Source organism: Mycolicibacterium vinylchloridicum (genome assembly GCF_013404075.1).
Lineage (GTDB): Bacteria > Actinomycetota > Actinomycetes > Mycobacteriales > Mycobacteriaceae > Mycobacterium > Mycobacterium vinylchloridicum.
On the sequence record NZ_JACBJQ010000031.1, the window covers coordinates 43,237 to 66,367 of the forward strand.

Below are 23,131 nucleotides of genomic sequence, written 5' to 3' on the forward strand. Positions count from 1 at the left end.
GCGAACGAGTTGGCCGGGCGGCCGCGGCTCTATGTGAGTCGAGGAAAGTCCGGACTTCACAGAGCAGGGTGATTGCTAACGGCAATCCGAGGTGACTCGCGGGACAGTGCCACAGAAAACAGACCGCCGTCCGTCAGGGCGGTAAGGGTGAAACGGTGCGGTAAGAGCGCACCAGCATCCCGGGTGACCGGGGTGGCTCGGTAAACCCCACCCGAAGCAAGGCCAAGAGGCCGCACCTGGTGCGGCTGCGCAGGCGCTCGAGGGCTGCTCGCCCGAGCCTGCGGGTAGGCCGCTCGAGGCACCCGGCGACGGTGTGCCCAGATGGATGGTCGCCGCCGCCCTGCCACGGTTACCCGGGGCAGGGCGGGACAGAATCCGGCTTACAGGCCAACTCGTTCGCCCCAATCTCTACCGGGGCGGCACGGTCGCGTCGTAGACGAGTCCTGCCAGCCAGAACACAACGCTCTCCGACACTTCGCCCACGGGTTCACTGATAGGTGTTTTGAGAAATGCCTCAAGGGCTGCGGCTACGCGTCCGTCAACGGCCTTGGCAAAGGGAATGAAGCCGATCAAGTCGCCCCCGAGGTCCTTGAGTTCGTCGTAGATCTGGTGCTTGTTTCTGTTCGCGATCGCTCGCGCGAGGTCGACGAGATCGATGCCCATGCTTATCGCGGCAAGCCCATCGCCGACCAGCGGAATCCATCCAAAAGTCTTGTTGAATGTCTCCCACTGCTTCTCCCAGGAGGAGTCTTCGCTGTTAGCTCTATTGACAAACTGCCATTCCTGGAGTGAGTACGTCGTGACCCGTAGCTTCCTGCTCAGCTCACTCTGGTGGTACTCGGCGTCCACGGCTCTCGCCGTGTAGAAGTAGGTGACGTCCCAATCCAGCTCTGAGTCGGTGTAGGACTCGCCGCGTTCCACTAAGCCGATTACTTGCCCATCGCGGTAGAGGACGTAATGGTCGACTCGATCCTCATCGGTGCCCACCGATATCGTGATCTTCACCGAATGATCGGTCAGTTGAGAGGGTTTGAGCTTCGGTATGGGTAGCGGCGCGATGACGCCGCCTCCGCCGTCGCCACCCCCGCCGTTGCCGCCTCCGCCGGTGCCTCCGCCACCCGAGCTGCCCGCCGTCGTGATGACAATGGGTTCGCTGTCCGCGCTGTAATTTCCTGCGGCGTCGAACGCTTGGGCGGTGTAGCTGTATTCGGTTCCCGCATAGAGGCCATTGTCGACGAAGCTCTCCCCGATCTTGACGGGCAAGATGTTCACCTGTACGCCGTCCCGGTAGATGTCGTAGCCCTCGACTCCTACGTTGTCCGTGCTACCGAAGGCCAGCAATGTCGCAGTCGACGTCGTGATCGCGGTAGCGGTGATCGTCGGCGCCGTCGGCGGTTCGGTGTCGAGAGCCGGCGTCTTTACGACAAATGGTGTGCTGTCCAGGCTTTCGTGTCCCGCGGCATCGACGGCCCGAACGGTGTAGACGTAAGTCGTGTCGGGTTCGACTACTGAGTCGACGAACGTCGTCCCGGCTTCCACGACCGAGGAGTTGACTTTCCAGATCGTGGTCTGGACACCGGCTTGGCCGTAGTCGATGGTGTCGATGCGATAGACGTTGTATCCCGTCACCGCGACATCGTCAGTAAACCCTGAGGCCTTCAGCGACACGCTCCACGGGGTCTGTTTTGGGCTGGCAACGGTCGGGGCTTTCGGCGCCGTGATGTCGCCACCGGGAAAGACCGGCACGATGTTCTTCGGCAGAATGACGACCGAATACGAGCTTTGCCAACTCGGGTCTGTCGTCGCCGGCATCACAATCGAGAAGCCGCCATTGCCATCGGGTGCGAGCGCCATGATGGGGGCAGGGTGGACGATCGCGTCGCCGATGGTGAGTTGTTTTCCGCCACTGATGGTTCCGGGGTCCGTGGGCGATGTCGCCACCAGATACGCGGTGTAGTTGGACGCGGAGTACGTCAGATGGAGCGCTAAAGCGTTGTTCTTGAGCTGGGATTGGACGAACGCATTCTGTGTGTACGGCGTGGTGTAGGTGAACGTCGTCTGAGTGGCCGAGAAGGGATCTTGATTAGGGCCGCTGTAGACCTCCAACAACGCATTCTCTAGCGCCCATGACGTGTCGTTCAGCGTCGCCGGAATGTTGTTCTGTGTGGTCCCCGCTGTCGGTGACGAGATGTAGCCGCCGTACTTTGCGACATCGGATATCAGCTGACTCCACGTGCTGATTGTGACCGTTGTCGCGGCTGACGGGGCCGCTGCCGGAGCAGCAGCAGCGTTGCTCTCACCGGTTTGGCGGCGGGCGGCACCCAACATCACCCACAGGGACTCTGATTGTGCGGGGGCGCCGGGACCTGAAGGCAGCAACGTGGACACGGCGTTGAGCGCGGTGACGCGTACCAAAGACTGGGCGGCCTTGGGTGCTTGTGGCGCCGACGTTTCCTGTGGGGCAACGGGATCTGTGCTGTCAGCGTTGACCGGCTCGGGGTCGGGGACGATGGACGTCTTGGGGCCCTTGTTCACCTTGCCGCCGGGCGCAGTGGAGGCGCGACGCTTGGAGTTGGCTTGAGCCCCGTGTCTTGGCCCGGCTGCGGCAGACGAACTGGCCGACGATGGCGACGAATTCGATGTCGCCTTGCCGGTCCGGGACGACTCGTCGTCGGCCAAAGCTGGGGCCGCCAGCGCGGTTCCGACCCCCAGCATGACCGCGAGTGCGCCGACACGACCGACGTAGCGTGCATAACCCATGATTCCCCCGACGATGCGTTGCTGTGATGTGGTGATCGTGTCGATTCACGAGATTCAGCAAAACGTGAATCGATTGATGGTAAACGCAGGAGACTCGCCGTAACCGGGAATTCGACCAGCGTGTCAAATCTACTTGCACGCGCAATAGCAGGGTGCGCTGCCGAGAATGGCAACGGTGCACGGTTACTGAGCAGGGCTTCGCTGGGATGTCCGGCTTACGGCTGCCCTCAGAAACTGAACGCCAAGAAGTGGTACCGCTGGGAGTCGACTTCGAACACGGCCAGGGATTGTGCTCCGAGTTTCGTGGTGGCGGTGTGCAGCGACCGGGGATTGTCCGTAGACACAAAGAGCACGCCCAGGTCGAAGCGCTCCCGATAGGCCGCCCTGGTGGCCGCATTGAATGCGGAATAGACGCCGCGGCCTCGGGCGGCCGCGTCGACGCACACCGGCCCGCGCAACGCAAAGCGCTGCTGCGCGATCGGTTTTCCGTTGAATTCCAGTGACTCAGCGAGATCGAGCACCCGCTGGATGATCGGTGACAAGCCCGCCTGTGCGGGGGCGGGCGGATCGGTCACGGCGATGAAACCGACGACGCTGCCGTCATCGGTCACCGCGCCGTGTACTCCGGAGGAGTCCACCGCCCAGGTGAACCAGTCCTGCGTCTGGAGATTGGAGATGAAGCCATTGGCGCGCTCCGACGGATCGAGATTTCCGACGTAGTAGCGCGCTTCCAGCGCCATCATGTCGGCAATGTCGCGCCGGGTCGCCAACCTTATCGCCACATCAGATGTCATTCGGTACCCGCCGGCGCTAGTGCGTCTTCTTGAAGGTCTTCCGCAAGGCACTCAGGGCGTCGTCGAGCTGTTCGCGGCAGCGGTTGGCCAGGTCGTCTTCCAGCTGATAGAGCAGGCCGTAGGTGAACGTGTCCTCGCCCGCTGCGTGCGCAGCCAACGACTGCTGAGCCAGGTGGGTGCGGCTGACCACGCTATCTTGGTGATCGCCGAGCAGGGTCTGGATCGTCTTGGCCCGATCCGACACCTTGGGCTCACCGGTTGCGGCCGCAACATAGCGAAGTCGCTTGGCGCCCTTGCGAATTCGGTGTAGCGCCTCGTCGCGGTGCTCGGTGGCCGCCGCGGCGTTCTTGGCGGCCTTCTGCACCCGCTTGTAGGCCGAGTCGATGCTGACCGGTTTCGGCTCCTCACCCGGCGCGGCTTCCGGCGCCTGTGCGGCCACCAGCGCCTCGAGCGCGTCGAGTAACCGGAAGTAGCGCGTCGAGCGCATCGCGGCCAGCGACCGCCGCAGACCGGCCTGATAGCTGCGCTTGGCCCCGGAGACCAGGCGCTCATACACCGGGCCACGGATCAGGTCGTCGGGCAGGCCCTTCAGGGCCGCCTCGTAGCGTTCGGCGAGCACCTCGGCATCGCGGGCCACACCCAGCACGGCGGCCAGCTGACGCAGCTCGTCGAGGATCCACGCGTCGTCGGTGAGGCCGAACGCGTCCTCCGATGCCTGCAGCAGGCTGCGGATCTTGCGGGTGGTCACCCGCATCTGATGGACCGAGTCATAGGTGTCGGCCCGCACGGCGCGGTCCCACACCAACAACTCGTCCACCTGCTCGGCGACCGCGCGGTGCACCGGATCCGCGGACTCCACGGCGTCCTCGGGCGCATCCGGCAGTGAGCCCGCGGTCTCGAGCACCTTCACCAGCTTGGACCCGTGGCCCGCGGGCGCCGCGCCGGCGTCGAGCAGCCGGTTGCCCAGCCGCTTGAGCAGGTCCCTTCCACCCTCGATCTCGCCGTCGGCCAGCTCCAGCTCCCACTCGTGCCAGCGCTGTTCCTCGCCCGCTGCACCGTCGCCCGATCCCAGGGCCCACGCACTGACCTCGTCGTCGCAGAACTCCGCCAGGGCCGTGCCGTCGGCGCCGTAGAGCATCACGACATTGCGGGTCGTCGCGATCCGTGCGACCGGTGCCAGCGGGCGGTCCCGCACGACGGCCAGCACGATGTCGAGCAACTCCTCGGGCACCGTCGTGTCACCGGCCTCGCCGGAACTGTCCAGCGGCGCCTGGACCTCGGTGCGGGCATCAGGCCCGGCGGGCAGCTTGAGATGCCAGCCGGCGTCCGGCCCACCCGTGCGGCGGCGCAGCGTGATCTTGTGGGCGGAGAGGTCCCGGTCGGGCGTGTCGAAGTACACGGCGTCCAGTGACTGCGCGGGTTGCCGCTCCACCCGGGCCACCGTGGCGAGCCCGTCGAAGGACGGGAACACCGTGCCCGCAGGGACGTCGAACTTCTTCTCCACCTCGACGTGGCGGTTTCCAGAACCCATGTTCACCTTCGCTCGCGACGATCATCAGCGGTATGCAGTGCCGGACAGGGTGTCATACCCAAGTGAACACGACGTCTCGCCGAGATGGTGGCGAGCTGACCCACCCTGTCAGCTGGCGAGCTGACCCGCGAACTCGCCGGCCTGGTCCCAGGCGCGGCGCTCGGCCGTGAACGCCTGCGCCTGCTGTGCCCGGAATTCGGCGATACCGTGCGCGTTGTCAGCCAGGAACTGCTCGTAGCCGGCCATCGAGAAGGTGCCGTCGGTGATGTCGACGTCGCCGCGGCCCGCGGCCATGTCGGCCCGCAGGTCCAGGAGCTCCTCGGCGCTGACCGGGTAAAAGCCGATCCGGTCGAAGTAGCGCAGCAGCCACGGGGTTCCCGGTTCGAACGAGCGGGAGTCCTGCGGATGCCGGTGGTTCCACACCTGCGTGGTGCGCCCGACGAACTGGTAGCCGCCCGGTCCTTCCATGCCGTAGATGCACAGATACGCACCGCCGATGCCGACGGCGTTCTCCGGTGTCCACGTGCGCGCGGGGTTGTACTTGGTGGTTACCAGCCGGTGGCGGGGATCCAGGGGAGTGGCCACCGGTGCGCCCAGGTAGACGTCGCCCAGCCCGAGCACCAGATACTGGGCGTCATAGACGATGTCGTGCACCTGCTCGACGTCGGCCAAACCGTTGATGCGCCGGATGAATTCGATGTTCCACGGACACCACGGCGCGTCGGCGCGGACCCCGTGGATGTAGCGCTGGATCGCCTCGTGGGTGGCCGGGTCGTCCCAGGACAGCGGCAGGCGCACGGTGCGGCTGGGCACGACGAGTTCGTCGGTGGCCGGCAACGACTCCTCGGTGCGGGCCAGAAGGTCCACCAGTTCCGGTGTGCTGACGACGGCGGGATCGAACTGCACCTGAAGCGAACGAACGCCCGGAGTCAGCTCGGTGACACCGGGAACCGCACTGGCCAAAAGGGATTCGTAGAGCACATGGACCCGGGCGCGCATCGCCAGGTCCAGCACCATCGGCCCGAATTCGACGAGCACGCCGCCGTCGCCGTCGCGGCGCACCGTCACATCGGTGCCCTCGGCGCCGACGAATCGGGTCAGCACGCCGTCGTCGGCGTCGCTGGAGGTGGAGATCACCAGCGGCATCGACGCCCGCCGATCGGCGTCGATCGTGCCGAGCGACGGCGCCCGATCGGCGCGCACCGGCACGAAGCGCACGGTGTCGCCGGGGGCCATCTGGCCGAGCTTCCACCGATCGCCCCGCACCACGGTGACCGGGCAGACGAACCCGCCCAGGCTGGGCCCGTCCGGGCCGAGCAGGATCGGGGTATCACCGGTGAAGTCCAAAGTGCCGACGCAGTAAGCATTGTCGTGAATGTTCGACGGGTGCAGGCCGGCCTCGCCGCCGTCGGTGCGGGCCCACTGCGGTTTGGGTCCCATCAGGCGTACACCCGTGCGATCGGAGTTGAAGTGCACGGTGTAATCCGTGCCGACGATCGCCGCCATATCGGCCCGGGTGAAGAACTCCGGTGCGCCGTGCGGGCCTTCGGTCACGGCGACCTGCCAGCGGTGGCCGATGGCCGGCTGTTCGTCGATGGCCGCGCGGGCCGGGCGCACAGACTGCGGGCCCGGGTCAGCACCCGTGGCCAGCACGTCGCCATCACGCAGCGGTCGGCCGTCGTGGCCGCCGAAGAGGCCCAGAGTGAATGTCGCTGCGCTGCCCAGGTATTCGGCCTCGCACAGCCCACCGGCAACCAGCACGTAGCAGCGCATGCCAGGGCCGGCAACCATCCCGACGTCCAGCACGCCGCCGGCGGGGACGGTGATCGATTGCCACATCGGCACCGGCGCGCCGTCGAGGCTCACCGGGGCGGCCGCGCCGGCGACGCACACCCGGCCGCCGTCGGGAAACCGCAGGGCCGGACCGGCTTTCGTGCACTCCAGTCCGGCGGCGCCCTCGGGGTTGCCGAGCACCCGGTTGCCGATCCGGAACGACAGATCGTCCATCGGGCCCGACGGGGGCACCCCGATATGCCAGTAGCCGACGCGGCCGGGCCAATCCTGAACGGTCGTCAGCATTCCCGGCCGCATCACCTCGACGGTGGTCATGAGGACGTGATCACCATCCGCACCGGGGTGGGGTCGAATCCGTTGCAGGGGTTGTTGATCTGCGGGCAGTTCGACACCAGTACCAGGGTGTCGGTATCGGCGCGGACAGTCACCGACTTGCCCGGCGCCGACAGGCCGTCGACGATGCCGAGCGTGCCGTCGGCCTCGACCGGCACGTTCATGAAGAAGTTGATGTTGGAGACGATGTCGCGCTTGCCCATTCCCCACTTCGCCGCCTCGGCGAGGAAATTCTCCGCACAGGCGTGCTGGTGCACGGTGTGGTGCCCGTAGCGCAGGGTGTTGGATTCCTTGGAGCAGGCGCCGGCGATGGTGTCGTGATTACCCACCTCGTCGGCGACGATCGTCACCAACGGCCTGCCGTCGGCGGCGCGCAGCACCGAGCCCGTCGTCAGGAAGATATTGCGCTGGGCGGCGACGGTAGCCTGCGCGCTGTAGCGCCCGGCCGGGTCGACCCGATTACCGTCGACGGCGTAGAACAGGGTGTCGACCGCCTGATTGCCGTGTAGGTCGATGATCTGCAGAGACTGACCCGCACGCAGAATTTTCGACCACGGTGCGCAGGCCGCGACGATGTCGTCGGAGATCATTGTGCTGCCGCCCAAGTGGATTCGGTGTTGAACAGGGCCCGGAAGTACTCCGGGTCGGTGTTGACGGGAACGCGGAGTTCTTCGTCGGCTCGCCACGCCACGATGTCCAGCCCGGTGGTTGCGGGCTCCGGGTCCAATGGATGTGCGGTGTTGACCACGGCGACGACGACGGGCAGGTGGATCAGCAGTTCTACCGCCGTGCCGGGCCCCGCCGAGCCGGTGAACGTCAGCGCGCCGTTGTCTTCGACCCGCACGCCCTTGAACAGGGTCGCCGACGGCGCGACATCGCGAATGTCCATGCCGTGCTTGCCGGCGGCCAGCAGCATCTTCTGCCTGCCGGCGGGCGGCGGACCGCACAGCAGATCGTGGCGGCCGGAGGTGTCGGCGACGACCGTCGCCAGCAGGCGGCCCTGGTCGCTCAATAGCGGGTGGCCGACGCCGAGGTAGGCCTGCCACGGCACCTTCATGGTGTCGGCGACATTGAGCCGCTCCCAGGACGCGTCGGCCCGGAACAGCAGCAGGTGCGCGCAGGCGCCACCGTCGGGGTCGGCGAGCCGCAGCCGGGTGCCCCGCCCGAGCACCCGGGAGACGTAGGACTCCGCGGGCACGGCCTCGGCCCACACCAGCCGGGCTCCGTCGATCCCGTCGGGCAGGGCCGGGACCCGCATGCTGGCGCCGCTCGCCTGGGATCGCGCGTGCGAGCGGGCGCCGTCGGTCGACGCGGTGGTCATGTGGTCACTCCTGTCCGGACCCGATTAACTGTCAAGTGAAAGTTTTGTCAAGCGCCGTTCCCGCCGGGTGTCGCCGGTGTAACGACTGGGTTGACTGCATTTCGATCAAGTGACAGGTATTTGGCGAATGCTTGAATGGCCTATGCGCAGCGCGGGCCACGAGGGGCGGGGCCGTCCCCGGCTCGAACAATCCCGTCGACCGGGCAACACGGCTCGCGAGGAGATCCTGGACGCCGCCGCCGAACTGTTCACCACGATCGGCTACGCCGGAACCTCGACGCGGCGGATCGCCGACGCGGTCGGTATGCGCCAGGCCTCGCTGTACCACCATTTCGCCACCAAGGACGACATCCTCGACGCACTGCTGGCCGGGACCGTCGACGAAGCGCTGCGGCTGGCCGGTGAGCTGCTCGCCCAGGGCGGTTCGGCCGGCGAGCGGTTACATGCCCTGGTGGTCGCGGACTGTTCGCAGTTGTGCGGCAGTCGCTGGAACCTCGGCGCGCTGTACCTGCTGCCGGAACTGCGCGTCGAGCGCTTCGCCGAGTTCCGCGCCAACCGCGAGGAGTTGCGCCGCCGTTACCGCCGGCTGGCGGCCCAGGTGATCGCGGAGTGCGACGGGATTCCCGACGCCGACGACCTGCCGTTCCGCCTGGTGGAGTCGGTGATCAACCGCCGGTCCGACAACGAGGAGTGCACTCCCGAGACACCAACAGTAATAGCCGATGCCGCCCTCCGGATCCTCGGCTGGCATTGCTAACGTTCCGGTGAGTGAGCACCTACCAGACCCTGTCCTTCGAGCAGTCCGGCCCCATCGCGCGGATCGTGCTGAATCGGCCCGATGCCGCCAACGGCATGAACGACGTGATGACCGCCGAACTCGCGCAGGTCGCGGCCCGCTGCGATGTCGCCGAGACGAAGGCTGTCGTGCTCACCGGCGCCGGCCGGTTCTTCTGCGCCGGGGGAGACCTCAAGGCGATGGCGGCCTCGCCGCTGGGCCCGGGCCGGTTCGTCAAGGGGATCGCCGATGACCTGCACCGGGCTGTCTCGACGCTGGCCCGGATGGACGCCGTGCTGATCACCGCCGTCAACGGGGTGGCCGCCGGCGCGGGTTTCAGCCTGGCAATCGCGGGAGATCTGGTGCTGGCCGCCGATACCGCGTCGTTCACCATGGCCTACACCAAGGCCGGGCTGAGTCCGGACGGCAGCTCGTCGTACTACCTGCCGCGGATCATCGGCGTGCGCCGCACTCAGGAACTGATGCTGACCAACCGGACGCTGAAAGCGGCCGAGGCCGCTGACTGGGGACTGGTCAACGAGGTCGTGCCCGCCGCTGAGCTGGCGGCCCGCGCGCAGGAGTTGGCCGAGCAGATCGCTTCTGCGGCAAAGGGTTCCAGTAGCGCGGTCAAGAAGCTGATGCTGACCACATTCGGCAGTGGGCTCGAGGAGCAGATGGAACTGGAAGGCCGACTGATCGCGGCATGCGCCGACAGTGCCGACGGCCGTGAGGGTATCGACGCGTTCCTGAACAAGCGCGCCCCTGAATTCGGCTAGACCAGGCACCGGAACGCCCCTGGTGCCGGCGACGCCGGCCGGGCATACTGGGCCAAGCAGCCCATTTTATTGGGATGCTTGACCCAGGAAGAGGTGTACTCATGTCACCCATTCACCACCGCTATGCCACGGTCGACGGCCGCCGCCTGTTCTATCGCGAGGCGGGGGCCCCCGATGCACCGACAATCGTGCTGCTACACGGCTTTCCGACGAGTTCGTATATGTTTCGTCAGCTGATCCCGATCCTTGCCGATCGGTACCACGTGGTCGCGCCGGACATGTTGGGATTCGGACTGTCCGACGCGCCCGCCGTCGATGAGTTCGACTACACCTTCGACGCCCTGGCGTCGCTGACCGCCGGCCTGCTGCGAAGCCTCGGCGTCGGTCGGTACGCCATCTATGTCCAGGACTACGGCGCACCGATCGGATGGCGCCTCGCTCTGGCGGACCCGTCGGCGATCACCGCTGTGGTCAGCCAGAACGGCAACGCCTACGACGCCGGGTTCGTCGACGACTTCTGGAAAGCGGTATGGGCCTACCAGGACCGGCCATCGCCGGAGACCGAGGCGCCGTTGCGCGGATTTCTGAGCCTGGAGGCCACCCGCTGGCAGTACGTCACCGGCGTGGCCGACGAGACGCTCGTTGATCCCGAGAGCTGGCACCACGACTACGCGCTGCTCTCCCGTGCCGGAAACGACGAGATCCAATTGGCGTTGTTCCGCGACTATGCGACGAACCCGCCGTTGTATCCGAAGGTGCACGACTACTTTCGCCAGAGCGCCGTGCCGCTACTCGCCGTGTGGGGCCGGGGGGATGAAATCTTCGGCCCCGCCGGTGCGACCGCGTTCGCCGACGATCTGCCCGATGCCGAGATCCACCTGCTCGCCGGTGGGCATTTTCTGCTCGAATCGGCCTTGGCTGACGTCGCGGCGTTGCTCGTCGATTTCCTGGGGCGCCGGCTCGCGCGTTGAGCCCGTGAACAGAAAAAACTGCCGGTAATCTGGGCCGATGTCTCCGCCGGCGCGCCACGACGATCGGCGCCTCACCGCCAGGGGGAGGGCGACGCGCGACCGGATCGTCTCGGCCGCCGCCGATGTCATCCTGGACGGGGGATTGTCGGCGCTGAACAACGAGACCCTCCGCAGTGCCGCTTCGGTCAGCGGCTCACAGCTCGCCCATTACTTCGCCGACAAACGCGCGCTGATCGGGGCGGTGCTGGCCAAGCAGATCGAGGTGGTGCTGGACTTCCATCGTCAGCCCAAGCTCGGTGGCTTGGAGTCGCTGGATGACTTCGAGACCTGGATCGACCTCAATCTGCGGTACTTGCGCCGCATCGGCTATGCCGGTACGCCGACGTATCACGCGCTGGCGGCCCAGCTGGTGAAGTCCGACGCTGAGACGCGCGGAACCCTGGCTGACGGCTATTGGGCGTGGATTTCCTTCTTCGAGAAGGCAATTCAGCAGATGAAGGACCGCCGCATTCTGACGGCGAAGGCTGACCCGCTCCAGCTGGCGATTGTCCTGGTGGCGACGCACCAGGGCAGCGGCACGATGGCGTTCACCTATCGCGAGGAATGGCCGCTGGCCGACGGACTCCGCTTTGCGGTCAACCGACTTCGCGGCTATGCCACCGATCCGGCGCAGCGCACACCTCGTCCTCCGCGACGTGTCCGTCGTGCCGCGCACACCGACGATGCGCAGGTCGCCGACTTGCGGTTCACCCGCAAGGGACTGGAGACCCGGGCTCGCATCATCGGCACCACCGCAGAATTGATGTTTCAGCGCGGCGCGACCGGAACGAGCGTCGACGATGTGCGCATCTCGGCCCGCGTCAGCGGATCGCAGATGTCGCACTATTTTCGGGACAAGCGTGAGCTCACCCGAGAGGTCATCGCCTCGCGGCGTGCTCAGGTGCGCGGATTTCACACCGACCCCAAGTTCGCATCGTTCGATCGCGTTCGCGATCTGCAAGCGTGGGCCGACGCGTGTGTCGCCGACATCGACGCGGTGTATCGGGTGGGTGGCTGTGTGTATGGCTCACTGGCCGGCGAACTGATCGACTCCGATGAGCAGATTCGTGCCGACCTCGCCGCCGGATACGACGAGTGGATCGGTCTTTTCGACGCGGGTTTGACCGCGATGTGCGAACGCGGTGACCTGACTGAGGACGCTTCCCCTCGTCATCTGGCGGCGAGCCTGGTGATCGCTCATCAGGGCGGTGCGATGTTGACTCATGTCACCGGTGACCCGGAGCCCTTGCGCGCGAACGTCAATGCAGCTGTCGACTATGTGCGTTGCTTCAGCGTGCGGACGGCCGAGCGTAAGCGCTGACCGCTCGGTGCTGATCGCTCTGGACTTTTCTGGGTGGATCAGCCCATAATAATGGGACATACAGCCCACTTAATTTTCGCCCCGGAAGGTGCGCAGCATGGGTTTGGCTTGGCAACAGGGTCCCTTGGCCACCGGAACCATCGGCCACTTTCTGACCCCTGAACCACTTTCGCAGCGACTACTGTTCGCCGAACCGCTGCGTCGTCGGATGAGAGTGCGATTCGGCGATCGTTGGATCGCGGACAGTGAAGACATCGTGCTGCTGCACGAGCCGGGCCGCTACCCGATCGCGTATTTTTCGCGCGATGATGTCGAGCCCGGAGTGCTTGCAGCTGAAGCGCAAAGGACCGAACACCGCGAGCTCGGAGTGACGGCGTGGTTCGCGGTGACCGCAGGAGAGCGCAGCGTTCGGCGCGCGGCGTGGTGCCACATCGCGCTGCCCGGCCACGCCACCGTGCTGACCGGGCGCATCGCGTTCGCGTGGCGGGCGATGGACGCGTTCTACGAGGAAGACGATCGCATCGTCGGACATGCGGCCGACCCCTATCACCGCATCGACATCAGATCCACATCCCGACACCTCGTGGTGCGTGACGGTGAGCGGGTGATTGCGGAGAGTCGCGGCCCGCTGGTTCTCTACGAGTCGGGTTTCGCACCCCGCTGGTACGTGCCGCGCGTCGATGTCGACGAGAAGGCGCTCACCTCTGTCGACGGCCAAACTTTCTGTCCCTACAAGGGTTTGGCCAGCTACTACACCATCGGTGAGCGAGTTCGGTGCGCCTGGTCATACGTCGACGCATGGCCTGAGGTCGCCGCCGTTCGGAACTTGATCTCGTTCGAACCGGACAAGATCGATGTCGAGCTCGACGGGCAACGGTTGCGGCTGGACCCCGGGCAGACGGTGCTCCCGCACGGGATCGATCGGGGGCTCGACCCCGACGAACTGTTGCCCCTCGCCGAACAGCGAAAGGTGCACACACCGTGACCGAAAGTACCTACGACGTGCTCGTGATCGGCGCCGGGCCGGTCGGTCAGACCGTCGCAGATCGTTGCCGCGCCGCGGATTTGACCGTGGCGGTCATCGAACGTGAACTCGTCGGTGGCGAATGCTCGTACTGGGGATGCGTCCCAAGCAAGGCTATGCTCCGTCCGGTGCTGGCGCTTGCCGACGCGCGGCGCGTCGACGGCGCACGCGAAGCTGCGACCGGCACCCTCGACACCAACGGGGTGTTCACCCGTCGGGACCGCTATGTGAGTAACTGGGATGACAGCGGTCAGGCGGCCGCCGTGATGGCCACCGGTGCGGACCTGATCCGTGGCCACGGACGACTCGACGGGCCGCGCCGGGTGTCGGTGACCACGCCGGACGGCCACGTCATTTCACTGCTGGCCCGGCACGCAGTGGTGATCAGCAGTGGAAGTGGCGCGGTGATTCCCGACATACCCGGGCTCGACGAGGTTCGCCCGTGGACCAACCGGGAGGCAACGGATTCCAGCGACGTGCCGTGTCGTCTGGCCATTGTCGGAGGCGGGGGCGTTGCAGTCGAGATGGCCACCGCGTGGCAGGGTCTCGGCGCTGCCGTCACTCTGCTCGTGCGTTCCCGCATTCTCGCCGGCATGGAGCCTTTCGTTGCCGACGCGGTCGAGCGAGGCCTGAGCGAGGGGGGAGTCGACGTGCGCACCGGGGTGAACATCCGCCGGCTGCGCCGCGGCTCGGACGGGATCGTCGTCGATCTCGACGACGGTGCGGTGATCGAAGTGGACGAGGTGATGTTCGCGACCGGGCGTACACCGCTCACCGGCGACATGGGTCTCGACACGGTCGGCTTGATGCCGGGCGCCTGGCTGGACACCGACGACACTCTGACGGTCACCGCCGTCCCGGGTGACTGGCTCTACGCCGCCGGCGATGCGAACCATCGGGCACTGCTCACTCATCAGGGCAAGTACCAGGCCCGGATTGCGGCCGCGGTGATCGCCGCTCGTGCTCATTCGTTGCCGGTCGACGCCAGCGCATGGGGCCGGTTCAGCGCGACTGCCGACACGCTGGCCGTCCCGCAGGTGTTCTTCACCGATCCCGAGGCAGGCTCGGTCGGAATGACTGAGCAACAAGCACGCGCTGCCGGACATCCGGTTTCAGTGGTCGACATCGAGATCGGCGACGTGGTCATGGGGGCCAAGCTCTACGCAGACGGATACCGGGGCCGGGCGCGAATGGTGGTCGACGACAGCCGCGGCATTCCACTCGGTGTCACCATGGTCGGCCCAGGGGTCGGCGAGATGCTGCATGCGGCCACGGTCGCGGTGGTAGGGCAGGTGCCGATCGACCGGCTGTGGCACGCCGTGCCGTGTTTTCCCACCGTCAGCGAGCTCTGGCTGCGGCTGCTCGAGGCATACCGAGACGGGCGCTAGAAGCTGTGCTCCTCGGCCGGGAACGCGCCGGTCGCTACCTCTTCGGCGTATTGCATTGCCGCGCGGCGCAATTCGCCGCCGACGTCACCGAAGCGCTTGACAAATTTGGCGGTCTTGCCGCTGGTGAGCCCGGCCATGTCCTGCCAAACCAGCACCTGCGCATCGCAATTGGGCCCGGCGCCGATGCCGATGGTCGGAATCGTCAGCTTGCCGGTGATCTGGGTGGCCAGCTCGGCGGGCACCATCTCCATGACGACGGCGACGGCGCCGGCCTCCTGGACCGCGATCGCGTCGTGGATGGTCTGCTCGGCGGCATCACCGCGGCCCTGAACCCGGAATCCGCCGAGGCCGTTGACGCTCTGCGGGGTGAACCCGATGTGGGCCACCACCGGTATGCCTGCGGCGCTGAGCGTGGCGATCTGCTCGGCGACGCGCTCGCCGCCCTCGAGCTTGACTGCGTGCGCACCGGTCTCCTTCATGAACCGGGTGGCGGTTCGGAGTGCTTGCACAGGACCTTCTTCATAGCTGCCGAACGGGAGATCGGCGACGACCAGCGCATGTTCGGCGCCGCGGACCACACCGCGAACCAGGGGGATGAGTTCGTCGACCGAGATCGGCACGGTGGTGTCGTAGCCGTAGACGACGTTGGCGGCCGAGTCGCCGACCAGAAGAACGGGAATCCCGGCCTCGTCGAAGACCCGGGCGGTGGAGTAGTCGTAGACCGTGAGCATGGCCCACTTGTGGCCTTCGGATTTCCACTTCAGCAGGTGGTGGGTGCGAACCTTGGTGCGCGCAGCTGCGGGCACGCTGGCGCCGCCATAGACAGTCTGTTCAGACATCTTTGTCCCTAGATTTCGTCTCTGTCGATCCTCGAGGCCCATCCGGGTCCCCGGGTTCGTCTGACGGGTTCAAGTGTGCCACCGCGGGTGGCAAAGGTGAACGAACTCCTGAAGTGGACTTTCTCACACCCGCCATGAGGCCGCCGACATACCATCGGCCGCATGGTCCAACACCTGCAGCGACTGAGCGGACTCGACGCCAGCTTCCTCTATCTCGAAACTCCGTCCCAGCCACTGCATGTGTGCTCGATCCTGGAGCTCGACGCCTCCACGATCCCGGGTGGCTACACCTTCGAACGGCTGCGTGACGAACTGGCGTTGCGGGTCAAGGCCATCCCGAGCTTCCGTGAGCGGCTCGCCAACAGCTTCCTCAACCTCGACCACCCGGTGTGGGTGGAGGACGAGCACTTCGATATCGACCGCCACCTGCACCGCATCGGGTTGCCCGCGCCGGGCGGTCGCGTGGAGCTCGGCGAGATCTGCGGTCACCTGGCGTCTTTGCCGCTCGACCGTCGACACCCGCTGTGGGAAACCTGGGTCATCGAGGGCATCGATGGCACCGATGCCCGCAACGGCGGGCGGTTGGCCGTGCTCACCAAGGTCCACCATGCCGCCGTCGACGGCGTGACCGGCGCCAACCTGATGTCGCAGCTGTGCAGCACCGAACCCGACGCGCCGCCACCGGACCCGGTCGAGGACGAGTTCGGCGCCACCAACCAGCTGCGGATCGCGCTGGGTGGGCTGGGCAATTTCGTCACCCGGCCCCTGCACCTGGCCACCAAGGTCATTCCCTCGACGGTCAGCACGGTCGTCGACACCGTCCAGCGCGCGGTCGGCGGCCGGGCGATGGCCGCCCCGTTCGCGGCGCCGCAGACCAAGTTCAACGCCAGCATCACCGCGCACCGCAACGTCGCGTTCGCCGAACTCGACCTCGAGGACATCAAGACGGTCAAGAACCACTTCGGTGTGAAGGTCAACGACGTGGTGATGGCCCTGGTCGCCGGGGTGCTGCGGCAGTACCTGCTCGACCGCGACGAACTGCCCGAATCGTCGCTGGTGGCGATGGTCCCGGTCTCGGTCCACGACCGTTCCGACCGGCCCGGCCGCAACCAGGTGTCCGGCATGTTCTCCAAACTGGAAACCCAGATCGAGGACCCGGCCGAGCGCATCAAGGCCATCGCCGAGGCCAACAACACCGCCAAGGAACACAGCTCGGCGATCGGGGCGACGCTGCTGCAGGATTGGAGCCAATTCGCCGGGCCCGCGATCTTCGGGGTCGCGATGCGGGTCTATGCCCGAAGCCGGCTGACCGAGGCCCGGCCGGTGCACAACCTGGTGATCTCCAATGTGCCCGGCCCGCAGATCCCGCTGTACTTCCTGGGCGCCGAAGTGACCGCGATGTACCCGCTGGGGCCGATCTTCCACGGTTCAGGTCTGAACATCACGGTGATGTCGCTGAACGGCAAACTCGACGTGGGTCTGATCGCCTGCCCGGAACTGCTACCCGACCTGTGGGATCTGGCCGACGACTTCGCCGTCGGGATGCAGGAACTGCTCGACGCCACCAAATGACCTGCCCCGGCGGGTCGGTGTGCGAGGCACCCCCGCCGTGCATGGCAGCATGTTTGCCATGAGGCTCTACCACCGACCACGCGCCGTCCGCACCGCTCTGGTGCTCCCCGCCGTGGCCGCACTCGTCGCGAGCGCCGGCTGCAGCACCGTCGTGGGGGGATCGGCCGTGATCGCCGGGCCGCAGATCGGGCAACCGATCCAGTGGGGTCCGTGCCGGGTTGCCGGCGGCGGCGGTGGCAACTCGTTACCGATCCCGGCCGGCGCACAGTGCGGCAAGATCGCCGTACCCGTCGACTACGCCAAGCCCGACGGCGCCGTCGCCGTCCTGGCGCTGATCCGCTTCCCGGCCACCGGCCAGCGGATCGGCTCACTGATCATCAATCCGGGCGGGCCCGGCGAGTCGGGCATCGAAGCCGCCGCCAGCATCGTGGAGAACCTGCCCACCTCGGTGCGCCAGCGCTTCGACATGGTGGGCTTCGATCCGCGCGGGGTGGGCTCCTCGACGCCGGCGCTGTGGTGCAACTCCGATGCCGACAACGACCGGCTGCGAGCCGACCCGCAGGTGGACTACAGCCCCGAAGGTGTCGAGCACATCGAAGGTGAAACCAAGTCCTTCGTCCAGCGCTGCGTCGACAAGATGGGCAAGGAATTCCTGGCCAACGTCGGCACCGAAAGCGTCGCCAAGGATTTGGACGCGCTCCGCGCCGCCGTCGGCGACGACAAGCTGACCTACCTTGGTTACTCCTACGGCACCCGCATCGGCTCGGCCTACGCCGAGGCGTTCCCCGACAAAGTGCGCGCGATGATCCTCGACGGTGCCGTCGATCCCAACGCCGATCCGATCCAGGCCGACATCGATCAGGCCGCGGCCTTCCAGCAGGCGTTCAACGACTACGCCGCCGACTGCGCCAAGGATCCGACCTGCCCACTGGGCACCGACCCCGCCAAGTCCGTCGAGGTCTACCGCGACCTAGTCGACCCGCTGGTCGACAAGCCGCTGCCGACCTCCGACCCGCGTGGCCTGGGTTACAGCGACGCGATCATCGGCACGATCATGGCGCTGTACTCGCCGAACCTGTGGCGTCACCTGACGCAGGGCCTGACCGAGATGACCAACGGCCGCGGCGACACCATGCTGGCGCTGGCCGACATGTACATGCGCCGCGACGCTCAGGGCCACTACACCAACGCCACCGACGCCCGTATCGCCGTCAACTGTGTGGACCAGCCGCCGATCACCGATCGTGACAAGGTGATCGCCGAAGACAAGAAGATGCGTGAGGTCGCGCCGTTCATGAGTTATGGCGACTTCACCGGGCATGCCCCGCTGAGCACGTGCGCGTTCTGGCCGGTGCCCCCGACCAGCACGCCGCACACCGTCAAGGCGCCGGGGCTGCCGCCGGTGCTGGTGGTGTCGACGACCAACGACCCCGCCACGCCGTATCAGGCGGGTGTGGACCTGGCCAAGCAACTCGGCGGCGCGCTGCTGACGTACAACGGAACGCAGCACACTGTGGTGTTCCAGGGCAACACGTGTGTGGACAACTACGCCGCCGCATATCTCGTCGACCTGAAGCTGCCCCCGCCCGGCGCCACCTGCTGACGCCAAACACTCAGCGCCACAACGCTTCTACGTCGGCGTCAAGAATCGTTATCCAGGCGGCGCGCATCTGAGATCGGAGTGTGACCGGCTCGCCGCCGCGCGTAGTGCGCAGCCATGCGACGATGACTCCCATGGGACGCGCGAGTCGAATCGGCTCGGCGCTCTACTTCTGTGTTGTGCTGACGGCCGGAGTGACGGCTCCGTCGGCCGCTGCCACGCCGAACGCCGGGGCAGGGCAGACGTCGGCGCCGCAGGTCACGTGGGGGAGCTGTGAGCGCTTCCTCGGTGACGACGCCCGTGAGCTCCCCACCGCGCAGTGCACGACCGTCCCGGTGCCGATCAGTGATGCGGATCCCGCTGGGCCGCAAGCACAGTTGGCCGTCATCAAGGTCCCGGCCAGTGGCCGGCGCATCGGGGCGCTGTTCGTCAACCCCGGCGGGCCCGGCGCTTCTGCGGTCGACGCCGTCGCGGGCATGGGCTACGCGCTGGCCGGCAGCCCGATCACCGAACATTTCGACCTCGTCGGATTCGATCCCCGCGGCGTCGGCTATTCGACGCCGTCGGTGCGCTGCCGCACGGACGCCGAGTTCGACGCGTGGCGGCGGAATCCGATGGTGGACTACAGCCCCGCCGGGGTGGCCGCGATCGAGAAGATCAACGCCGACTACGCCAAGGAATGTGCCGACAAGATGGGCACCGCGTTCCTCGCCGGCGTCGGAACCGCCTCGGTCGCAAACGATATGGACACCGTCCGCCAGGTCCTCGGCGATGACCAGCTCAACTATCTCGGATTCAGCTACGGCACCGAGATCGGCACCGCGTATCTGGAGAAATTCCCCGACCGGGTTCGCGCGATGGTGCTCGACGGAGCGATCGATCCGGCGCAGGACACCGTTGACTCGATCATCCAGCAGATGACCGGCTTCCAGGTGGTGTTCAACGACTACGCCGCCGACTGCGCGAAATCGGCCGGTTGCCCACTGGGCACCGACCCGGCGCACTGGGTCGACCGGTACCACCAGTTGGTCGATCCGCTGGTGGCCAAGCCCGGGCCGACATCTGATCCCCGCGGGCTCGGTTATCAGGACGCCCTGACCGGAACCTTCAACGCGCTCTACACACCGCAGTATTGGAAGTTCCTCACCAGCGGACTGCTCGGGTTGGCGCGCCAGACCGATGCCGGCGATCTGTTGATGCTCGCCGACGAGTACGACGGCCGTAATCCCTACGGGCAGTACAGCAACGGGCAGGACGCCTTCAACGCGGTCCGTTGCGTCGACTCCCCGACCCCGACCGATCCGGCGGTGTGGGCCGATATCGACCGGCGCACCCGCGAGCTGGCGCCGTTCCAGGCCTACGGTCAGTTCACCGGTTTCGCGCCCCGCGATCTGTGTGCATTCTGGCCGGTGCCGCCGACGTCGGTGCCGCACCCGGCGCTTCCGGCCCCACCCGGCAGCGTCGTCGTCGTGTCCACGACGCACGACCCGGCGACCCCGTACGAGGCGGGCGTCAACCTCGCCCGCGAGCTGAACGCACCGCTGGTCACGTTCGACGGCACCCAGCACACCGCCGTGTTCAACGGCGACGAATGCATCGACTCGGCGATCGTGAAGTACTTCGTCGACCAGACGGTGCCGGTCAACCTGACCTGCTGACTCAGCGGCCGCCCTGCGGCACCACATATGTGGGCTGGTACGGGTTTTGGCCGGCGTCGATGGCCTTGGCCTTCAGGAAGTCCTCGACCGACGGGTAGCCGGCGATCTCGGCCTGCTTCTGTAGGGCCTGCTGATGGGCCAGCTCGGTCTGGGCCTTCGCGGCTATCACGTCCGCGTCGGCCTTGGCCTTGGCGGCCTCGGCGTCGGCAACGCCCTTGGCCCGGGCCGCGTTCGCCTGGGCGATGGCCTGCTGCTCGGCGACGATCGCCTCCTTGAGTCCCGGGTCCACCGGGTCGGGCTTCATCACCGTCACCGCGAAGTTCGAGAAGTACTCCTGGCCGTTGGTGCGGGCCCGGGTGGCTTGCGGCAAGGTTTCACGCAGGGCGTTCTGGAACTCCACCCGGACCGCCTCGTCGTTCCAGATCTGCCGCCACGTGTATTTCTGAGCCACGGATACCAGGGTGTTCTCCAAGGGCTGGCCCACCACATAGCGCAGCAGACTCACCCAGCCCTCACTGACCGACCCGTCGCTGTTGAGCCAGCCGGAGTATTTGGTGCCGAATTCGCGGTGGAACTCCTTGAGCTTGTCGCAGTCGCTGGTCAGGTCGAAGGTGACCGAAACGGGAACCTTCAACTCGGCCGGGGCCGTGGCGTTGGAGACCACCAGCGTCGCGGGGGCTTCCGCGTCGGGCCGGTCGAGGGCGTCCCACGAGATCTGGCGCGACGGATAGAGATAGACCTTGAATCCGCCCGGGGGGTTGAACTCGGAGGTTTCGGGGCTGATGCAGCCTTCCACTTTGGGGTCGGTGGGAATCAAGAAGTAATCGTCCACCTTGACGGCGGTGGTGCCCGCGCCCACCTGGGTGCTGCAGCCGCTCAAGATGACTCCGCCCACGATGAGCACCGCCGCGCCGGCGCCGATGGCGATGATTCGACCCTTCACGTGTCTTCCGTTCCTCGGTTCCAGATGATCTCGTTCAGCTTTTCCTGGCGCTCGGCCTCGTAGCGGTCCCGTTCCCGGGCCAGCAGCTCCCGGGCATATGCCCTGCGATCTTTTGCCGAAAGGAACACCAGCGGGTCTTTGACACCGCGGAGTTCCTTGCGGAGTTGGCGAATGTAAAACCCCATGGCGATGATGATGATGACGGCGATGAGGACAAGGGGAATGACCGCCTTCATCGGCTCAGTATCCACCAACACCATCAATTGGCCTGGTGATGCGGCTCTTACCGCCTGCGTAACACGGAATTAACACCCGCTGCATACGCTCGCGTCATGGACCGCCAGAAGGAATTCGTGCTCCGCACGCTGGAGGAACGGGATATCCGCTTCGTCCGGCTGTGGTTCACCAATGTGCTCGGCTTCCTGAAGTCGGTCGCGATCGCTCCCGCCGAGCTCGAAGGCGCCTTCGAAGAGGGGATCGGCTTCGACGGATCCTCCATCGAAGGCTTCGCGCGGGTCTTCGAATCCGACGCTGTCGCCCGCCCTGATCCGTCGACCTTCCAGGTACTTCCCTGGACGACGAGCGCGGGCCAGCACCACTCGGCGCGAATGTTCTGTGACATCACGATGCCGGACGGCTCGCCGTCGTGGGCCGACAGCCGCCACGTACTGCGCCGTCAGCTCGCCAAGGCCAGCGACCTCGGGTTCTCCTGCTATGTGCACCCGGAGATCGAGTTCTTCCTGCTGGAGCCGGGGCCGTACGACGGCTCGGTGCCCGTGCCCGCCGACAACGGCGGCTACTTCGATCAGGCCGTGCACGATTCCGCACCCAACTTTCGCCGGCACGCCATCGACGCGCTGGAGCAGATGGGCATCTCGGTCGAGTTCAGCCACCACGAGGGTGCGCCCGGTCAGCAGGAGATCGACCTGCGCTACGCCGACGCCCTCTCGATGGCCGACAACGTGATGACGTTCCGCTACACGGTCAAGGAAGTCGCGCTCGCCGAAGGTGTGCGGGCGTCGTTCATGCCCAAGCCATTCGCGCAATATCCCGGCTCGGCCATGCACACCCACATGAGCCTGTTCGAGGGCGAGACCAACGCCTTCCACAGCCCCGACGATCCGCTGCAGCTCTCCGACGTCGCGAAGTCGTTCATCGCCGGCATCCTCGAGCACGCCAGCGAGATCAGCGCGGTCACCAACCAGTGGGTGAACTCCTACAAGCGACTGGTGCACGGCGGCGAGGCCCCCACGGCGGCATCGTGGGGCGCGTCCAACCGCTCGGCGCTGGTGCGGGTGCCCATGTACACCCCGCGCAAGGCGTCCTCGCGGCGCATCGAGGTGCGTAGCCCCGACTCGGCATGCAACCCGTATCTGACCTTCGCGGTGCTACTGGCCGCCGGCTTGCGCGGTATCGAGAAGAACTACGTGCTGGGCCCTCAGGCCGAGGACAACGTGTGGATGCTGACCCCCGAGGAGCGCCGCGCGATGGGCTACAAGGAGCTGCCGTCCAGCCTGGGCATTGCGCTGCAGGAGATGGAGGGCTCCGAGTTGGTCGCCGAGGCGCTGGGCGAGCACGTCTTCGACTACTTCCTGCGCAACAAGCGCGCGGAGTGGGAGGAGTACCGCAGCAACGTGACGCCGTACGAACTGAAGGCGTATCTGTCGCTGTGATCGGCGTGCGATACCGTCG

General features: G+C 66.5%; 19 protein-coding genes and 1 other RNA gene. 11 read left to right on the top strand and 9 right to left on the bottom strand.

All coding sequences use genetic code 11. The features are described from left to right. The first annotated feature begins 5 nt into the window (after positions 1-5). An RNA gene (rnpB, locus tag HPC46_RS23030) (RNase P RNA component class A) lies at positions 6-399 on the top strand. A 9-nt stretch (positions 400-408) separates the two neighbouring features. On the opposite strand, the gene HPC46_RS23035 is transcribed toward rnpB, so the two are convergent. From HPC46_RS23035 to HPC46_RS23060, 6 genes are all read right to left on the bottom strand, one after another. Continuing rightward, complete coding sequence (locus HPC46_RS23035) at positions 409-2,760, bottom strand: fibronectin type III domain-containing protein (RefSeq protein ID WP_179474236.1); 2,352 nt, start codon at positions 2,758-2,760, stop codon at positions 409-411. A 227-nt stretch (positions 2,761-2,987) separates the two neighbouring features. Then, on the bottom strand, positions 2,988-3,554 hold the full coding sequence (locus tag HPC46_RS23040) for a GNAT family N-acetyltransferase (protein ID WP_179474238.1): 567 nt from the start codon (positions 3,552-3,554) through the stop codon (positions 2,988-2,990). Between the two features lie 16 nt (positions 3,555-3,570). Continuing rightward, positions 3,571-5,085: a CYTH and CHAD domain-containing protein gene (locus HPC46_RS23045; RefSeq protein ID WP_179474240.1), complete on the bottom strand. Its 1,515-nt coding sequence runs from the start codon at positions 5,083-5,085 to the stop codon at positions 3,571-3,573. A 108-nt stretch (positions 5,086-5,193) separates the two neighbouring features. Then, positions 5,194-7,194: a 5-oxoprolinase/urea amidolyase family protein gene (locus HPC46_RS23050; protein ID WP_179474242.1), complete on the bottom strand. Its 2,001-nt coding sequence runs from the start codon at positions 7,192-7,194 to the stop codon at positions 5,194-5,196. Beyond that, positions 7,191-7,802: an urea amidolyase associated protein UAAP2 gene (locus tag HPC46_RS23055; RefSeq protein ID WP_179474244.1), complete on the bottom strand. Its 612-nt coding sequence runs from the start codon at positions 7,800-7,802 to the stop codon at positions 7,191-7,193. The genes HPC46_RS23050 and HPC46_RS23055 overlap by 4 nt, the downstream gene beginning before the upstream one ends. Beyond that, positions 7,799-8,533: a DUF1989 domain-containing protein gene (locus HPC46_RS23060; RefSeq protein ID WP_179474246.1), complete on the bottom strand. Its 735-nt coding sequence runs from the start codon at positions 8,531-8,533 to the stop codon at positions 7,799-7,801. The genes HPC46_RS23055 and HPC46_RS23060 overlap by 4 nt, the downstream gene beginning before the upstream one ends. 127 nt (positions 8,534-8,660) lie before the next feature. On the opposite strand from HPC46_RS23060, the gene HPC46_RS23065 reads away from it, so the two are divergent. The 6 genes from HPC46_RS23065 to HPC46_RS23090 all read left to right on the top strand — a co-directional run bounded on the left by HPC46_RS23065 (position 8,661) and on the right by HPC46_RS23090 (position 14,827). Next, entirely contained in the window at positions 8,661-9,290 is a 630-nt protein-coding gene (locus HPC46_RS23065; RefSeq protein WP_325096738.1) for a TetR/AcrR family transcriptional regulator, read from the top strand. A gap of 11 nt (positions 9,291-9,301) precedes the next feature. Continuing rightward, positions 9,302-10,084, top strand: a complete 783-nt coding sequence (locus HPC46_RS23070) for an enoyl-CoA hydratase/isomerase family protein (RefSeq protein ID WP_179474248.1) — start codon at positions 9,302-9,304, stop codon at positions 10,082-10,084. Between the two features lie 101 nt (positions 10,085-10,185). Then, complete coding sequence (locus HPC46_RS23075; RefSeq protein ID WP_179474250.1) at positions 10,186-11,055, top strand: alpha/beta fold hydrolase; 870 nt, start codon at positions 10,186-10,188, stop codon at positions 11,053-11,055. Between the two features lie 37 nt (positions 11,056-11,092). Continuing rightward, positions 11,093-12,415, top strand: a complete 1,323-nt coding sequence (locus HPC46_RS23080; protein ID WP_179474252.1) for a TetR/AcrR family transcriptional regulator — start codon at positions 11,093-11,095, stop codon at positions 12,413-12,415. A gap of 97 nt (positions 12,416-12,512) precedes the next feature. Continuing rightward, positions 12,513-13,400, top strand: a complete 888-nt coding sequence (locus tag HPC46_RS23085; RefSeq protein WP_179474254.1) for a DUF427 domain-containing protein — start codon at positions 12,513-12,515, stop codon at positions 13,398-13,400. Beyond that, positions 13,397-14,827, top strand: a complete 1,431-nt coding sequence (locus HPC46_RS23090) for a dihydrolipoyl dehydrogenase family protein (RefSeq protein WP_325096739.1) — start codon at positions 13,397-13,399, stop codon at positions 14,825-14,827. The genes HPC46_RS23085 and HPC46_RS23090 overlap by 4 nt, the downstream gene beginning before the upstream one ends. Here the strand turns inward: HPC46_RS23090 and panB are convergent. Beyond that, entirely contained in the window at positions 14,824-15,666 is an 843-nt protein-coding gene (gene panB / locus HPC46_RS23095; protein WP_179474256.1) for a 3-methyl-2-oxobutanoate hydroxymethyltransferase, read from the bottom strand. The genes HPC46_RS23090 and panB overlap by 4 nt on opposite strands. 174 nt (positions 15,667-15,840) lie before the next feature. Between panB and HPC46_RS23100 the strand changes: the two genes are divergently transcribed. The 3 genes from HPC46_RS23100 to HPC46_RS23110 all read left to right on the top strand — a co-directional run bounded on the left by HPC46_RS23100 (position 15,841) and on the right by HPC46_RS23110 (position 20,496). Next, positions 15,841-17,238 carry a WS/DGAT/MGAT family O-acyltransferase gene (locus tag HPC46_RS23100; RefSeq protein ID WP_179474288.1) on the top strand — a complete coding sequence of 466 codons (1,398 nt, stop codon included), beginning with the start codon at positions 15,841-15,843 and terminating at the stop codon, positions 17,236-17,238. Between the two features lie 58 nt (positions 17,239-17,296). After that, positions 17,297-18,841: an alpha/beta hydrolase gene (locus HPC46_RS23105; RefSeq protein WP_179474258.1), complete on the top strand. Its 1,545-nt coding sequence runs from the start codon at positions 17,297-17,299 to the stop codon at positions 18,839-18,841. Between the two features lie 122 nt (positions 18,842-18,963). Continuing rightward, a complete protein-coding gene (locus tag HPC46_RS23110) occupies positions 18,964-20,496 on the top strand; it encodes an alpha/beta hydrolase (protein ID WP_179474260.1) in 1,533 nt (510 codons plus the stop codon). Between the two features lies 1 nt (position 20,497). Here HPC46_RS23110 and HPC46_RS23115 read toward each other — a convergent pair whose 3' ends face one another. Further along, a complete protein-coding gene (locus HPC46_RS23115; RefSeq protein WP_179474262.1) occupies positions 20,498-21,439 on the bottom strand; it encodes an SPFH domain-containing protein in 942 nt (313 codons plus the stop codon). Beyond that, positions 21,436-21,675 carry a hypothetical protein gene (locus HPC46_RS23120; RefSeq protein ID WP_179474264.1) on the bottom strand — a complete coding sequence of 80 codons (240 nt, stop codon included), beginning with the start codon at positions 21,673-21,675 and terminating at the stop codon, positions 21,436-21,438. The genes HPC46_RS23115 and HPC46_RS23120 overlap by 4 nt, the downstream gene beginning before the upstream one ends. A gap of 96 nt (positions 21,676-21,771) precedes the next feature. Here HPC46_RS23120 and glnA point away from each other — a divergent pair, with 96 nt between their 5' ends. Then, on the top strand, positions 21,772-23,112 hold the full coding sequence (gene glnA / locus HPC46_RS23125; protein ID WP_179474266.1) for a type I glutamate--ammonia ligase: 1,341 nt from the start codon (positions 21,772-21,774) through the stop codon (positions 23,110-23,112). Positions 23,113-23,131: the final 19 nt, after the last annotated feature.

Excerpts from the sequence above, each read along its gene's own strand:
- HPC46_RS23035 (WP_179474236.1), bottom strand. The coding sequence starts at position 2,760 with ATGGGTTATGCACGCTACGTCGGTCGTGTCGGCGCACTCGCGGTCATG.
- HPC46_RS23040 (WP_179474238.1), bottom strand. The coding sequence starts at position 3,554 with ATGACATCTGATGTGGCGATAAGGTTGGCGACCCGGCGCGACATTGCC.
- HPC46_RS23045 (WP_179474240.1), bottom strand. The coding sequence starts at position 5,085 with ATGGGTTCTGGAAACCGCCACGTCGAGGTGGAGAAGAAGTTCGACGTC.
- HPC46_RS23050 (WP_179474242.1), bottom strand. The coding sequence starts at position 7,194 with ATGACCACCGTCGAGGTGATGCGGCCGGGAATGCTGACGACCGTTCAG.
- HPC46_RS23055 (WP_179474244.1), bottom strand. The coding sequence starts at position 7,802 with ATGATCTCCGACGACATCGTCGCGGCCTGCGCACCGTGGTCGAAAATT.
- HPC46_RS23060 (WP_179474246.1), bottom strand. The coding sequence starts at position 8,533 with ATGACCACCGCGTCGACCGACGGCGCCCGCTCGCACGCGCGATCCCAG.
- HPC46_RS23065 (WP_325096738.1), top strand. The coding sequence starts at position 8,661 with ATGCTTGAATGGCCTATGCGCAGCGCGGGCCACGAGGGGCGGGGCCGT.
- HPC46_RS23075 (WP_179474250.1), top strand. The coding sequence starts at position 10,186 with ATGTCACCCATTCACCACCGCTATGCCACGGTCGACGGCCGCCGCCTG.
- HPC46_RS23080 (WP_179474252.1), top strand. The coding sequence starts at position 11,093 with ATGTCTCCGCCGGCGCGCCACGACGATCGGCGCCTCACCGCCAGGGGG.
- HPC46_RS23085 (WP_179474254.1), top strand. The coding sequence starts at position 12,513 with ATGGGTTTGGCTTGGCAACAGGGTCCCTTGGCCACCGGAACCATCGGC.
- panB (WP_179474256.1), bottom strand. The coding sequence starts at position 15,666 with ATGTCTGAACAGACTGTCTATGGCGGCGCCAGCGTGCCCGCAGCTGCG.
- HPC46_RS23105 (WP_179474258.1), top strand. The coding sequence starts at position 17,297 with ATGAGGCTCTACCACCGACCACGCGCCGTCCGCACCGCTCTGGTGCTC.
- HPC46_RS23110 (WP_179474260.1), top strand. The coding sequence starts at position 18,964 with ATGACTCCCATGGGACGCGCGAGTCGAATCGGCTCGGCGCTCTACTTC.
- HPC46_RS23120 (WP_179474264.1), bottom strand. The coding sequence starts at position 21,675 with ATGAAGGCGGTCATTCCCCTTGTCCTCATCGCCGTCATCATCATCATC.
- glnA (WP_179474266.1), top strand. The coding sequence starts at position 21,772 with ATGGACCGCCAGAAGGAATTCGTGCTCCGCACGCTGGAGGAACGGGAT.